This is a genomic window from Renibacterium salmoninarum ATCC 33209, from assembly GCF_000018885.1.
GTDB lineage: Bacteria > Actinomycetota > Actinomycetes > Actinomycetales > Micrococcaceae > Renibacterium > Renibacterium salmoninarum.
This window is the reverse complement of the sequence record NC_010168.1, coordinates 2,539,191-2,552,066: the sequence shown is the minus strand read 5'-3', so window position 1 is coordinate 2,552,066 and position 12,876 is coordinate 2,539,191. Positions and strand designations below refer to the sequence as shown.

At 57.6% G+C, this 12,876-nt stretch carries 19 protein-coding genes and 2 pseudogenes; 11 read left to right on the top strand and 10 right to left on the bottom strand.

Going from position 1 to position 12,876, the window contains the following annotated elements; translation table 11 throughout:
• Positions 1-12: 12 nt before the first annotated feature.
• The 3 genes and pseudogenes from RSAL33209_RS19350 to RSAL33209_RS12575 all read right to left on the bottom strand — a co-directional run bounded on the left by RSAL33209_RS19350 (position 13) and on the right by RSAL33209_RS12575 (position 1,890).
• On the bottom strand, positions 13-393 hold the full coding sequence (locus RSAL33209_RS19350) for an iron chelate uptake ABC transporter family permease subunit (protein WP_267895903.1): 381 nt from the start codon (positions 391-393) through the stop codon (positions 13-15).
• On the bottom strand, positions 347-880 hold the full coding sequence (locus RSAL33209_RS19345; protein WP_012246234.1) for an iron chelate uptake ABC transporter family permease subunit: 534 nt from the start codon (positions 878-880) through the stop codon (positions 347-349). Before RSAL33209_RS19345 ends, RSAL33209_RS19350 begins: the two co-directional genes overlap by 47 nt.
• Positions 877-1,890: pseudogene (locus RSAL33209_RS12575) on the bottom strand (FecCD family ABC transporter permease). Before RSAL33209_RS12575 ends, RSAL33209_RS19345 begins: the two are co-directional and overlap by 4 nt.
• Before the next feature lie 294 nt (positions 1,891-2,184).
• On the opposite strand from RSAL33209_RS12575, the gene RSAL33209_RS18245 reads away from it, so the two are divergent.
• The 3 genes from RSAL33209_RS18245 to RSAL33209_RS12560 are packed head-to-tail and all read left to right on the top strand — an operon-like array spanning position 2,185 to position 4,333.
• Positions 2,185-3,111: an MFS transporter gene (locus tag RSAL33209_RS18245; protein WP_012246231.1), complete on the top strand. Its 927-nt coding sequence runs from the start codon at positions 2,185-2,187 to the stop codon at positions 3,109-3,111.
• Positions 3,024-3,821, top strand: a complete 798-nt coding sequence (locus RSAL33209_RS18240) for a carboxypeptidase-like regulatory domain-containing protein (protein ID WP_199533175.1) — start codon at positions 3,024-3,026, stop codon at positions 3,819-3,821. The genes RSAL33209_RS18245 and RSAL33209_RS18240 overlap by 88 nt, the downstream gene beginning before the upstream one ends.
• Complete coding sequence (locus tag RSAL33209_RS12560) at positions 3,818-4,333, top strand: TetR/AcrR family transcriptional regulator (protein WP_012246229.1); 516 nt, start codon at positions 3,818-3,820, stop codon at positions 4,331-4,333. Before RSAL33209_RS18240 ends, RSAL33209_RS12560 begins: the two co-directional genes overlap by 4 nt.
• Here RSAL33209_RS12560 and RSAL33209_RS12555 read toward each other — a convergent pair.
• Complete coding sequence (locus RSAL33209_RS12555; RefSeq protein ID WP_012246228.1) at positions 4,330-5,064, bottom strand: dienelactone hydrolase family protein; 735 nt, start codon at positions 5,062-5,064, stop codon at positions 4,330-4,332. The genes RSAL33209_RS12560 and RSAL33209_RS12555 overlap by 4 nt on opposite strands.
• Positions 5,065-5,124: 60 nt before the next feature.
• Between RSAL33209_RS12555 and RSAL33209_RS19755 the strand changes: the two genes are divergently transcribed.
• A complete protein-coding gene (locus RSAL33209_RS19755) occupies positions 5,125-5,523 on the top strand; it encodes an NmrA family NAD(P)-binding protein (RefSeq protein WP_325050053.1) in 399 nt (132 codons plus the stop codon).
• 24 nt (positions 5,524-5,547) lie between these two features.
• Complete coding sequence (locus RSAL33209_RS19750; protein ID WP_325050052.1) at positions 5,548-5,994, top strand: Rossmann-fold NAD(P)-binding domain-containing protein; 447 nt, start codon at positions 5,548-5,550, stop codon at positions 5,992-5,994.
• Here the strand turns inward: RSAL33209_RS19750 and RSAL33209_RS12545 are convergent.
• The 3 genes from RSAL33209_RS12545 to RSAL33209_RS19740 are packed head-to-tail and all read right to left on the bottom strand — an operon-like array spanning position 5,968 to position 7,459.
• On the bottom strand, positions 5,968-6,432 hold the full coding sequence (locus RSAL33209_RS12545; protein ID WP_012246226.1) for an acyl-CoA thioesterase: 465 nt from the start codon (positions 6,430-6,432) through the stop codon (positions 5,968-5,970). The two genes, RSAL33209_RS19750 and RSAL33209_RS12545, sit on opposite strands and share 27 nt — an antisense overlap.
• A 29-nt stretch (positions 6,433-6,461) precedes the next feature.
• Complete coding sequence (locus tag RSAL33209_RS19745) at positions 6,462-7,130, bottom strand: zinc-binding dehydrogenase (RefSeq protein ID WP_012246225.1); 669 nt, start codon at positions 7,128-7,130, stop codon at positions 6,462-6,464.
• Positions 7,049-7,459 carry an alcohol dehydrogenase catalytic domain-containing protein gene (locus RSAL33209_RS19740; RefSeq protein ID WP_325050050.1) on the bottom strand — a complete coding sequence of 137 codons (411 nt, stop codon included), beginning with the start codon at positions 7,457-7,459 and terminating at the stop codon, positions 7,049-7,051. The genes RSAL33209_RS19745 and RSAL33209_RS19740 overlap by 82 nt, the downstream gene beginning before the upstream one ends.
• A 387-nt stretch (positions 7,460-7,846) precedes the next feature.
• On the opposite strand from RSAL33209_RS19740, the gene RSAL33209_RS12535 reads away from it, so the two are divergent.
• Positions 7,847-8,338: an FBP domain-containing protein gene (locus tag RSAL33209_RS12535; RefSeq protein WP_041685759.1), complete on the top strand. Its 492-nt coding sequence runs from the start codon at positions 7,847-7,849 to the stop codon at positions 8,336-8,338.
• 24 nt (positions 8,339-8,362) lie between these two features.
• On the opposite strand, the gene RSAL33209_RS12530 is transcribed toward RSAL33209_RS12535, so the two are convergent.
• From RSAL33209_RS12530 to RSAL33209_RS12525, 3 genes and pseudogenes are all read right to left on the bottom strand, one after another.
• On the bottom strand, positions 8,363-9,334 hold the full coding sequence (locus RSAL33209_RS12530) for a MalY/PatB family protein (RefSeq protein ID WP_012246222.1): 972 nt from the start codon (positions 9,332-9,334) through the stop codon (positions 8,363-8,365).
• Between the two features lie 6 nt (positions 9,335-9,340).
• Positions 9,341-9,547, bottom strand: a complete 207-nt coding sequence (locus RSAL33209_RS18235; RefSeq protein ID WP_012246221.1) for a cystathionine beta-lyase — start codon at positions 9,545-9,547, stop codon at positions 9,341-9,343.
• Between the two features lie 16 nt (positions 9,548-9,563).
• Positions 9,564-10,113, bottom strand: a pseudogene (locus RSAL33209_RS12525) (acyl-CoA thioesterase).
• 146 nt (positions 10,114-10,259) lie between these two features.
• Here RSAL33209_RS12525 and RSAL33209_RS18890 point away from each other — a divergent pair.
• From RSAL33209_RS18890 to RSAL33209_RS18870, 5 genes are all read left to right on the top strand, one after another.
• Positions 10,260-10,970 carry a S10 family serine carboxypeptidase-like protein gene (locus RSAL33209_RS18890; protein WP_233494202.1) on the top strand — a complete coding sequence of 237 codons (711 nt, stop codon included), beginning with the start codon at positions 10,260-10,262 and terminating at the stop codon, positions 10,968-10,970.
• A 99-nt stretch (positions 10,971-11,069) separates the two neighbouring features.
• The gene (locus RSAL33209_RS18885; protein WP_012246218.1) at positions 11,070-11,696 is read left to right on the top strand and encodes a hypothetical protein; all 627 of its coding nucleotides are present in this window, start codon (positions 11,070-11,072) and stop codon (positions 11,694-11,696) included.
• A complete protein-coding gene (locus RSAL33209_RS18880; RefSeq protein ID WP_233494201.1) occupies positions 11,693-12,034 on the top strand; it encodes an MBL fold metallo-hydrolase in 342 nt (113 codons plus the stop codon). Before RSAL33209_RS18885 ends, RSAL33209_RS18880 begins: the two co-directional genes overlap by 4 nt.
• A 15-nt stretch (positions 12,035-12,049) precedes the next feature.
• The gene (locus RSAL33209_RS18875) at positions 12,050-12,367 is read left to right on the top strand and encodes an MBL fold metallo-hydrolase (protein WP_012246216.1); all 318 of its coding nucleotides are present in this window, start codon (positions 12,050-12,052) and stop codon (positions 12,365-12,367) included.
• Entirely contained in the window at positions 12,351-12,692 is a 342-nt protein-coding gene (locus RSAL33209_RS18870) for an MBL fold metallo-hydrolase (RefSeq protein WP_012246215.1), read from the top strand. Before RSAL33209_RS18875 ends, RSAL33209_RS18870 begins: the two co-directional genes overlap by 17 nt.
• Positions 12,693-12,876: the final 184 nt, after the last annotated feature.

Below are 12,876 nucleotides of genomic sequence, written 5' to 3'. Positions count from 1 at the left end.
GCAATCCGGCCATCAGCTCGCCGATCCTTGTTTGTTGCTACTGATCAAAAGCCAAAGAAGGAAGGGCGCGCCCGCAGCGCCGGTCACCACACCAACCGGCAAGCTAGTTCCCTGAATCAGGTAGGCCGCAACATAGTCGGCAGCGAGCACGATCGAAACACCCACCAGAGCAGAGGCAATTAATGAAACTCGACCACCCAGGAGTCTGCGCGCAATCGGCTCAGCGAGGAAAGAAACGAAGGCGATTGGCCCAGATGCCGCGGTAGCTAGCGCGGCTAGAGCCACACCAACAATGATCAGCCCCATGCGGGTCCGCCCGACGGCGATGCCCAAGCCGGCAGCAGTGTCATCGCCCAGTTGCAACCCACCCAATTTGGCGGTGAAAATCAGCACGAACGGAATAGCAATAATGAGGCCAATAAGCAAAAGCGGAGATTCGGTCCAAATTGGCTGAATTGAGCGAGCCAGTCAGCCAAAGCATGGCATCCTGAGCCCGGTTGATCTCGGCTCGTTGCATGATGAAAATGACAAAAGCATCTGCCATTGCGGCAATGCCGATGCCAATCAAAATCAAGCGACCACCAGAATCGCGGCCAGCAAGTGCACTGATCAATAAGGCAATTAGAATCGCACCGATAATGGCCAACACCGAAACCGTGACACCACTGGCAGAAAAAAGCACAATTGCAGCGACCGCGGTGGCGCTGGCTCCACCAGAAATCCCAATAATGTCCGGGCTTGCTAATGGATTACGTAGCAAGGTCTGAAAGATTACCCCGGACACGCCAAATGCCGCCCCAACCAGCAAGCCAAGCACCGCACGGAGCAGAGCCGCTGTGTTCACTAGCTTTGCGATATTTGATTTCTGCAATAGCGTCACAGTGCCACCGCCTTGCGCTTACGCACGAGCCAAATAAAGACTGGCGCACTGACAAAGACCGAGATGATTCCGGCAGCCACTTCACCCGGCAACAGAATTACCCGTCCGACGACGTCGGCCAAGACTAAGATCACCGGCGCAAGAAGTACTGAGTACGGCAGCAGCCAGCGGTAGTCGGTACCAATCAAGGCTCGCAACAAGTGCGGAACTACCAGCCCGATAAAGCCAACCGGACCCGCCAAAGCAGTAGCCGCCCCGCAAAGCAGCACAATGCCGATTGCCGAAACACCGCGCGCCAACATCGGGTTCTGGCCTAGTCCTCGCGCTAGGTCATCGCCCAAAGCCAAACCGTTGAGCCAACGACCAGTAAAGATGACGATCACGATGCCCACCACCATGAACGGCAGCACCGGCAAAATCTGTTCCCAGCCTTTGCCGGCCACTGAGCCCACTTGCCAATTGCGAAATGCTGTCAGTGCGTCCTGATTGGTAATCAACAAACCCTGCAGCAATGACACCAGTCCAGCGGAAAGTGCCGCACCCGCGAGCGCGAGCTTGACCGGCGTCGCGCCCTCGCGACCAAGACTCGCGATGGCGTAAACCAAAACGGCCGCTACGGCCGCGCCAATAAAGGCGAACCAGATATATCCCGATGGAGTGGTAGTGCCAAAAAGCACGACGGCGGCTATCACCGCGAGAGCCGCACCAGCGTTCACGCCTAGAATTCCTGGGTCTGCCAGTGGGTTTCGCGCCACGCCTTGCATCGCTGTCCCGGCCAGGCCTAAGCAGGCTCAGACGAGTATTCCTGCGATTGTGCGCGGAATTCTCGTCTGAACTACCGCCCAGTCGCCGCTTGGATCTGCACCCGGTTTGCCCAGCTGGTCAAAGTGCGTCAAAGCATCGAAAACCGTGCCCAGCGGGATCCCGCGCGCGCCCACCGCCACCGAGGCTAGGGCGACTACCACTAGGCAAACCGCAAGCAATAGCAGTACCAGCATTCGTCGAGACATGCTGGTTTTGCGATCCGCCTCGGCCTGTGCCGCAGTGGTGACGGTTAGCGTCTCACTCATCACTGACCTTTCGGCACTCCAGGCCAACCACTTGTTACTTCTTGCCTGCTGCGTCAACGGCCTTGACCAGCTCAGGCACGAATTTCTCTAGGCTCACGGCCCAGGCAAGGTTGAGCGTTTTGGACATGTCTGCAGCGTATGCACCCTTTTTGAGCGCGGGAATTTGGCCAAGGAGCGGGTGCGCTGCTCGTCGTCGGCCGCGCCTTCCAAGGTTTCGCCGCATCGCTCATCCCCGTGGGTATCTCGATTATGCGCGATGAACTACCCAAAGAACGCGTCGCTTCAGCAGTGGCGTTGATGAGCGCCACTTTAGGCATCGGTAGCGCTCTGGGTCTGCCATTGTCCGGTTTGATTTACGAAAGCCTCGGCTGGGAAGCCATTTTCTGGCTAAGCACTGTGGTGAGCGTGCTGTTGATTATCGCAGTGTTGTTGGTAGTCCCTGAATCCGAACTTCGCGCCAAAGGCCGCTTTGACTTCTTTGGCGCGGCGCTGCTTTCTGTCGCCTTGACCGCGCTGCTGCTGGCAATCTCCAAAGGCGACAATTGGGGCTGGTCCAGCGAGCCCGTCATTCTATTTTTCATCACCGCAGTAGTCTTTTGGGCTGCCTGGGTCCCCTACGAGCTCAGGGTCAGCCAGCCCATGGTGGATCTACGTACCTCGAGCCGCCGCCCAGTCCTACTAACCAACCTGGCATCCTTGCTAGTCGGCTTTTCGATGTATGCCAGTATGCTGGCCACCACGCAACAATTGCAGTTGCCGGAAATCAGCGGGTTTGGCTTTGGGCTGGCGGTCACTGTGGCTGGCCTTTGCATGGCGCCTTCCGGCTTAGCGATGGTCGCCTTCGCACCAATCTCCGCTGCCCTGACCAAAAGATTCGGCGCGAAAACCACGCTCATTGTTGGTGCAGCCGTTCTGGCCGGCGCTTATATTGCTCGAGTCTTCCTCACCGGCGAAGTCTGGATGATCATCCTGGGTGCCACCACCGTTAGCATCGGCACCGCAATTGCCTATGCGGCAATGCCAACCCTGATCATGCGCGCAGTGCCAATGGACTCAACTCGCTGCTTCGCGCGGTGGGAACTTCGACGGCGAGCGCGGCCATTGCCGCGATCCTCACCTCCTTTATTGCCCAGCACGGCTCCGTTACGCTGCCCACACTGAGCGCGTTCACTACGGTGTTCTGGCTGGCCTCAATCGCGGCTTTGGCGGCGATTACGGTTGACGTATTCATCCCAACGGCGAAAGAAATCGCCACGGCCACCGGCGCCATTCGGATTGTCACCAATGCACAAAAATCCGATCCTGCGGCGTCTGCCTCAATCGCCCCCGCTCGGCTAGCAGCCGATAATGAGATGGTGGTGCGCGGCGTCGTTGTAGGACCGGCCGGAAAGCCAGTCCGGAATGCGGTAGTGACTGCCTTGGATCTGGACGGCGAACCCGCCGATTGGTCACGCGCTGATAATGAGGGCCGCTACGCTCTGGCGCTGCCTGGTGAGGGTCGCTATTTGGTGGTCTCCAGCGCCGAAGGCTGGGCGCCAACATCAGAAGTCGCAGAGTTTGTTGCCGGCGAGCAGGGTCGAGTCATCACGCTGTCTGTTCGATTCGGTCTGAGCGGTACCGTGCGTTCTGGCGGCCGACGAGTTGAAGAAGCACTGGTCACTCTCACCAAACCGACCGGAGAATTTTTCGGTTCAGCCCGGACTGACGTGGCTGGAAATTACGAGCTACCGCTGCCACAGACCGGCCGCTATATTGTGACCGTGCTGGCAACCGGCGCCACCCGGGCTGTTGCTCGACAGGTAGTGCTCACTGGCCAATCTTTGGTGGTGGACTTTGAAGATCTACCGCTGGCTGAACTGGTGACTTCGTGAGCACCCGCGAGACAATCATCGCTGCCGCCAGGGACCTCTTTGGTGAAGAAGGCTATACCGCTGTAACCATCAAAGACGTTGCTGCTAGGGCTGGGTATTCGCCGGCCATGGTGATGAAGGTGATGGGCAGCAAAGCACAGTTGTACGCGGCCTCGGCGCCTACCGCACCCGTAGATCCGGATTCCACCTTGGCAGAACCGCTGGGCTTTCAGTTGGTGCGTCGTTTAGCTGATCGTCGTGATCGCGGTGAGCCTGAACCTTGGACGATGGCGCCAATGCGGGTACACGACGCGCCAGATAAGAATGCCGCCCGTGAGGAGATTCGCCAAAAGTATCTAGCTTGGCTTAGCGAGCGGCTGCCTAGCCAGGCCCAACAACATGCCGAAGCAGTAATGGCGATGCTCTTGGGCCTGGCTAGCGGAATGCGCACTTTGGACCTTTTTGCCGACGTCGAATCCGAAGATTTCGTGCAGACCTACGGAAGTCTGTTGCAACAGATTATTGACAGCTAGATATTTGCGGCCAGGAAAGCCAAAGTCTTTGCCCAAGCATCGGTTGACGCGCTTTGGTCAAACGCCCAGGGGTTTGAGTCGTTGAAGAATGCGTGCCCGGTGCTCGGGTAAACGACAGCTTCAAATTCGACGTCGGCCTCTTTCATCTTTGCGCTCCGCTCTGGCAGCGCGGTGGTGAGCCCCTCGTCAGTCTCGCCATAGAAAGCGAGGATGGGTGCTTTGACGTTTTTGAGCTCCGCGACGCTGAAGTCCGCGTGTCCGTAAAACGGAATTGCGGCTTTGAGCCTTGGCTCATGAACCGCCAGCGAGAAGGCGCTGGTGCCGCCAAAATAGAATCCCGCAATTGCCACTTTTTCGCCGACCTTTTCGGTGAGAAAATCAAAGCACACCTGGACTCGTTCAGCGGTCTTGGCCGCGTGTTCTGGCGACCGGATGGGCGCTAGCAAAGCCCTGAACGCCGTCTGCTGCTTGTTCTTTTCTTCGGGATCCGCATCTGGATCGAAGAGCAAGCGCTCGAATTCAGCGGCTCGCTCAGAGGTGATACCGGTTTCCGCCAGCAGACTTGGTGCTAGCACCAGGTAGCCAGCGGCTGCGAATCGGTCAGCCACATCTTTGGTGTGCGGGACTAAGCCCCAGATCTCGTGAATGACAATTATTGCCCCCTTGGCCTCGCCCACCGGGGTTGCTAAATATGCGTCAATACCGTTGCTCAAAGTAATCATCTCAGCCATACCGGCATCCTTTCATTTCAATCTGAAAACCGGCTATGTCCGGCGAGTATGCTGAACATTATGAGCGCAAAAATCGCGATTACTGGTGCAACGGGAAACATTGGTGGAGCGGTCGGGCTCGCGCTGAGTTCCGCCGGCGCAGAATTGAAACTCGTCGTCCGGGATGTCATCCGGGCGCCAAAGCTTGCGGGCGCAAGCGCGATCGCCAGCTCCGGGTACGCGGATAGCGAGGCGAACCGGTTAGCGCTGGACGGCGTCGAGCTGCTTTTCATGGTTTCCGCGGCGGAGGCGCCAGACCGGCTGGCGCAACATCTGGCATTTGTCGATGCCGCCACCGCAGCCGGGGTAAAACACATCGTCTACACCTCGTTTATTGGCGCTTCTGCCGATGCCACTTTCACGCTTGCCAGAGATCACTGGGCCACTGAAGAACACATCAAATCTGCTGGCCTGTCGTAGACATTTCTCCGTGACAACTTTTATTTGGATCTCCTGGCAGATTTCGCCGATGCCAACGGCGTCATCCGGGGCCCAGCGGCAGACGGTCGGGTGGCTGGGGTGACCAGCTCCGACGTCGCGGCGGTAGCGAGCGCAATACTTTTAGCGCCCGGAGCTCATGTGAATAAGAGCTATGACCTGACTGGCCCGGCAGCGCTAACGCTTACCGAAGTTGCTCAGATCATTACCGAATCAACCGGTAAACCCACAAGGTTCCTCAATGAAACTGTCCCAGAGGCATACGCTTCGCGGGCCGTTTTCCAGGCCGCGCAATGGGAAGTTGATGCCTGGGTCAGCACCTATACCGCGATTGCAGCTGGCGAAATGGCAGCAGTTACCGATCAGGTGCAGCAGCTGACCGGTAATCCGGCCACGTCGTTAAGCGAAGTTTTGCGCAAGGCCCAATCAGTTGAAATTCGATTCACCCAGTAACGCCGAAAGTCGTTCCCGGTGGGCCGGTTCAACACGCAACAACCGACTCGCAACAGAATCGAAGAAAGCGAGCACTGTCTCCGCGATAACGCATCGAGTGCCATCTGCGGGATCGTAGATGGCATATGCCAAGGTGATGCTGGCACCCTTGAGCGAACTAACCCACAAATCGACCCTCGCCGGAATATTGCGGTAATTCAACGGTGCTAGGTATTTGATCCGATGCTCCACCACCAAGATCTGTACTCCGGCTGGCAGGTCGTTGAAAATCGGAATCGACACCTCGCTACCGGGCAATCCTGTACCCGTTGGCTGGCCGAAAGCGTGGACGCGGGCTTCTTCGAGGATCCGCACAATTTCGACATTGTTGATATGCCCATAGGCATCCATATCGCCCCAGCGCAGGGGTATTTGCAGCTTCAGCCGGTTTTGCTCCATGAGGCTACGCTACGCCGAATCAGACCGAGCTAGCTCCCCGGCACAAACAATCTCCGCACCACCGTGCCATCAGCCAGCGCATCCAAACTTTCGTTGATCGCGCTCAGCGGCTTGGTATCGGTGTGCAAAAGCTCAACTGGCAACCTGCCGTCGCGCCAAAGCTGCACGTACCGTGGGATGTCCCTAGCCGGCACAGCATCGCCCATATAGGAACCCAGCAGCCGCTTTCCTGTTCCCGCAAACTGCAGCGCCTGGACACTCAATTGCTGATCCGGGTGAGGCAACCCCACCGAAACCAGAGCCCCGCCACGCGTTAGCAATGCCAAAAACGCTTCCATCACCCGTGCGCTACCAACGGCTTCAATCGCAACATCGGCGCCGTCGTCGAAATGCATTGCCACCAAATCAGCGGCCTGCTCGGGGACCGCAACAAAATCGGCCCCGCACCGCAGTGCCAACTCGTGTTTGGAGGCTAATGGATCCACCGCGATGACGGTGACTCCCTCGATTTGCGCGGCAGCCATCACGGCCATCAACCCAACCGCGCCTAGACCAAACACGATCACTGACTGCCCCGGCTGAACGTCCGCCGTGTTCAACACCGCGCCAACGCCGGTCAGCGCAGCGCAACCAAAGAGCGTGGCGACGTCGGCGGGCACATCGGCGTCCACCGGCACCAACGACTCGCGGGCGACCACAGCCTACTCGGCAAAGGCGTATACGCCCAGGTGGTGATTGATCCGCGCCCCCGCATCGGTGTGCCGTGCAGCAAGTCCCCGCTGCCATTGGTCTCTGCGCCACGGTGGCACAATGCCGGCCTTCCAGCCGCACAAGCTCGGCAGCTTCCACAAGCTGGCACAAAAACCATCACCACCTGGTCACCCACACTCAGATCGGTAACACCCTCGCCAAGGGCGGAAATCACGCCAGCCGCTTCGTGCCCCAAAGCCATCGGCAGTGGGCGTAATCGGGAGCCGTTGACTACCGACAAATCTGAATGGCACAGGCTCGCCTGCTCAATTCGCACCAGCACCTAACCCGCACGAGGCTGCGGAATTTCCAGCTCCATAAGTTCCAACGGTGCACTGCTTGCGTAGGGCCGCTGAGCGGCAGAAGTCATTAGAACTGCAGATTGCATCATGAGCTGGATGCTACCCTGAAGTAGTAATCCCGTGAAGTTTTCTAAGGAACGGTATGCGATTCGCAGCCATCGGAAGCGAGGCGGCCAACTCGGCCTACTTCGCGCCGGGCTCCGCGTCGATGTGCAACTGAGCTTTCCGACATAGCTCCCTGCCTTCGACGTTCTGAACTAATTCAGTCGGAGCAATTAGTGTAGGTCGGAATTTTGCTATGCCCTGTGCCTTTTTTGCGCACGTTCCTGCACCCAAAACTTTTCGAAGACAGGGTCTTTATCATGCAGAATTTTTCAACCGACGAAATCCGTCACAGCTTCACCAACGCCTCGCGCAGCGAAGTCAAAGCCATCAACTTTCCAGCTAACTTTGCAGAATTGGATTGGGAACAGCTCGACTACTTGGGTTGGCGAGACCCCAAAATGCCACAGCGAGGCTACTTGGTATTTCCGGCTGATACCGGTTTGGTCGGAATAGCTTTGCGCGCCCCCGACGGCGGCAGTGGAAAGATCCGAAAGATCATCTGTGACCTTTGCCGCGACGTGCGCGCCGAGACGGATGTTTATCTCTATGTTGCACGCAAGGCAGGGCACGCGGGGCGCGAAGGCAATACCGTAGGCACGCTTATCTGCTCGGATTTCCGTTGTTCACGCAATGTCCGGGTTGAACTGCAGCCAAGCCAACGGCACGCCGATTGGGAAACCACTCGGGCTAGCCAAATTGCCACCCTAACCGAACGCACCGCGAAATTCGTGGAGCGAGTTACGAGCTAAGCACTGAGCACAGTGCTGGCAGCATTACCTCGGTGATGCTGCCAGCACAGCCTCAACCGCCTGCGCCAAAATCGGCTGCGTAGTGCCAAAATTGAGCCGAAGACAATCGGCGCTGGCTTCGCCGCAGGAGTTGCCAGGCACAAAAGCCACTTTCGCTTCGCGTAAAAAGTACGACGCCGGCCCCTCGCCAAGCCGGTAATGCTCGCCAAGGTCCACCGCGGAGAAATCGAGCCAGGCAAGGTATGTAGCCTCCGGCGCAATCGTTTTCAAGCCGGGAATCGCCGAAAGGCTCTGAAACAAGAACTCCCGGTTGGCACGCAGCTGAGTCAGGAGCGCATCCAACCATGGCCCGCCATCTCGGTATGCGGCAGTAGCGGCCCGAGCACCCAAAGGTGAGATTCCGTGGGTATCTTCCTGCGTCCAGGAATCCCACACTGCCCGATCTTTTGCGCTGGCCAAAATCACTTGGGCGGCACAGAGCCCTGGAAGATTCCAAGCCTTCGACGTAGATACCAACGTCGCAGTATGGCCCGAAGCTGCCTCATCGACGGAAGCGTACGGCACGTGTACGCCGTCGTAAATCAAGGGAGCGTGGATCTCATCAGCTACCACCCGCGCACTGTATCGCGCCACGAGTTCCGAGATCGCACTGAGCTCAGCGTGGCCAAACATCTTGCCCAAGGGGTTGTGCGGATTGGTCAGCAACAACGTACCGGCGCCAGCTTTCAGCGCTTCCTCCACAGCGGCCAAGTCCAACATCCAGCGACCGCCGTCGTTGACAAAAGGAACTTCGATTCGTTGCCGTCCCATGGACTCGATCAAACCGAAAAACGGCATATACGCCGGAACTGGCAGAATTACCGAGCTCCCTGATGGGTTGAAGGCGTCAATTGCCGCTTCAACCCCAGTAAGGACCTCGGGCAGAATCCGCATGGCTTCCGGCTCAAATTTCCAGCCGTACCTGACGCGGCTAAATTCTGCGAGCGCTTCTGCCAAGGCATCCTATCGAGGTGGCGTGTAACCAAACGACTCTTCCTGGACAGTGCGTTGTAGTTCCGCGACGATAACTGGTGCGGTAGGAAAATCCATTTCGGCTATCCAGAGCGGCAGCACATCCTCCGGATGAAAATTGCATTTAATCCCTTGCCTTGTGCGCAAGGTCTGCGCGGTGGGCGAATTGAAATCGAATTTTCCTAGGTCAGTAGTCACAGCGCCATGTTACGCGCTAGCGACTCCAGCTAAAGGGAGCAGGCTTCCGAGCGCCAGGCAATGCGACGTCGGCCCGCCAAGTATGAATCCATTCGTGCAAAACGAGATCCGCCGGAGGCTCACCAATTTCGGCGAAAAGCTCCTCATTCGTCACGGGCCCTCGCTTGGACACCAACCGCATTGCCATGAACGCACGCACGTAAACATCGCCGTCGGCCACCATAGCACTGCTCAAAATACATTGCCTTCTCATCAAAACCCAGCACTCGGGTTTCCATCGTGTACTTCTGCCAAAGCACAATCGATTTGCGGAAGGATATTGTCTCCGCACTCATTACCGGAGTCCATTTTTTGGCCCGGATTGTCTTCCACATCCCCGAGCGCATCATCAGATCGAATCGCCCTAAGTCCATCAGCGAGAAGTACATTCCGTTGTTGATGTGCCCGGCGATGTCGATATCAGTAGGCCAGGCTCTCATTCGAACCGAGGTGTGGCTCCATAAACTCGCGGCAGCTTGACGCGAGGAAACGAAGAAGTGCCAAATGGTCCGCAGTAACAGGTGCATGAGGCCATGTTACTGGGGAGTAGAGAGCAAAAATCTGCCGTCCCGGATACATTTTCAGCATGCGGATGCTTCATTTGCCGTAATTGCCGCATCCCTATGCTGAAATTGCATCCCGGCGCGGGGCAGAAACGCATAGGCTCGGAACCATGGCTGACGAAAAGACCTCCCCAGACACCGAATCGAAAGAACCCGAAGTCAGTGACGACTTCGTCACTCGAGCACACGAGCGAAATGGCCTCCACTACACCTCGACGGCGGGCCGCTTGGTGTTGCGGAAAGAGGAAAGTAAAGACGGCAAGAACAAAGGACTCAAAGCAAAGGCAGAAATCTTCGTTACTTCATACACCGTCGAGGGCGAGAACCGCCCAGTAGTTTTCGCCCTCAACGGTGGGCCCGGCTCAAGCTCGGTCTGGCTACACATGGGGCTCCTCGGTCCCCGTTTGGTAGATAGCGGCGACGTCGGCGCACTCACGCCAGCACCATACGGACTCCTCGACAATGAGCAGACCATCCTCAAACACGCAGATCTAGTGATGATTTATCCCGTGAGTACCGGCTTCTCTCGAGTGGTCAAGGGCGGCAAAGATGGCGAGTTCCACGCCTTTGTTGAAGATCGCGACTTAGTAGCAGAAGTCATCCGGCTCTGGACCATGCGCAATAACCGCTGGCTCTCGCCCAAGTATTTGGTTGGCGAGTCCTACGGCACGCTGCGCGCCGTCGCCGTCGCCGCTCGGCTTTTCGATGCTTACGGTTTAGCGGTCAACGGGCTCGGCTTAATTTCCACCGTACTGAACATGTCTACGCTGGATTTTGAGCCCGGTAGCGACACCCCGTATGCGCTACACGTACCTACTTAAGCCGCGATTGCGCACTTCCACGGTCGGCACCCCGACCGGAGCCTCGCCGAGGTCGTTGAGGAGGCCGAGGAGTTCGCGGCAAAGGACTTTGGTTACGCATTGAGCCAAGGTTCCAGGCTGAGCACTGAAGAGTACGACGACGTCGCGGCCAAGCTCGCTGCCGTCACCACCTTGAGCGAAGGCTTTGTTCGGCGCAGCAATTTACGCTGGGACTACTCGGAATTCTCGGCCGAATTGCTCCGCGAAGAAGGTCTCACGGTGGGCCGAATCGATGGCCGTTTCACGCAGAAAAATTTGCGCGGTCAAGCCTCGATCAACTGGGATGACCCTTCGCTAAACGCCATCAACGGCCCATACGCCGCAGCAGTTAATCACTACATCCGGGCCGAGCTGGGCTATGAAAATGATCTGCCCTACGAAATTCTCACCGGCCGGGTACAGCCTTGGAGCTATAAAACCTTTGAAGGTCGCCCCATCGAAGTAACTGGGGACCTGGAAAAGTTGCTCAACTACAACCCGTCTCTGCGGGTTCATGTGGACTACGGCTACCACGACGGCGCCACGCCGCACTTCGCCGCCGAGTATTTTTGGGCGCACCTGAACATCAGCGATGAAGCTCGAGATCGTTTCAGCCATCACTATCACGAGGCCGGGCACATGATGTATTTGAATCCGCAATGCCGGGCAGCACAGCTGACCGCGTTAGCAGCGTTCGTCGGCCAGTGAATAAAGCAGCGCCGTACGTCGTTACGCTGGGCACCGCAGGCGGACCACGATGGTGGCGTGATTCCGAAGGCGCCGTTCCGCGCTCCGGAATCGCGACCGCCGTCGTCGGCGATGCCGTTTACCTGGTGGATTGCGGTGACGGCGCGGGCGGGAACTTGGCAAGAGCCGGCCTAGATTTCAATGCACTTCGCGGCGTATTCATCACCCACCTGCATTCAGACCATGTGGCGGGCCTTGCGCCGTTATTGATGTTTAGTCTCTATGAGATGGCGTTGTGCCGGGTGCCTGTTCAGATCTTCGGGCCCGGAAATCGCTCTGGCTACACCGGCTACCCCTAAGCTCTCGCGCAGCGGATGGTGGCACCGGAGAATCCGACGCCGGGCATCACCGAGATGCTGGACCTGTTGGTTCGCGCCAATGCGACTGATTTCAATGAGCGGATTCTGGATAGTCAACGAGCCCGTCCAGACGAGATCTATCACGCTAACGAAATCCAGATTCCAGCATCTGTTGGCTTTCACCCGGACCAAAATCCGGCACCCCGACACGAGCCATTTGTGGTTTATCGTGACGAGCTTGTCACGGTAAGCGCCGCCCTAGTTGAGCATCCGCCGGTGGCCCCCGCGTTCGCGCTTCGATACGGAGCAGGGCTCAGTGACAATTTCTGGTGATACCGCACGCTGCGACAACCTGGTTACCTTAGCCCAGGGCACCAACCTCCTACTCCATGAAGCAATCGATCTGGATTGGGTGCGCGAACGCTTCGACAAACCAAACCCGGTTGCGCAGGCCACGCTCTCCCATCACCTGCGCTCGCATACCGGAGCAGCCGACGTCGTCGATCTAGCCATAGCGGCCGGCGCTAAAAGCCTAGCGTTGCACCATCTAGTGCCAGCTAATGCGCCCGCGGATGTCTGGCAGCGAGCGCTGGCAAAGTTCGACGGTGCATCGCATCTGCCGGACGACCTTAGCAGAATCCCTTTCGGCGCAATCTAGACCGTTCACCTGGCTCTCTTCGGTTTCCACCCTCCTCGGATGCATCTTCAGCATGCGGATGGTCAATTTGCGATATATACGCCCACCCCAAGCTGAAAATGCATCCGAGGAGGGTGAAGGCGAAGAAACACGTCAAAATTTAACTGTTTACAAAGTACACATAATCAATTATGTTTACGTCATA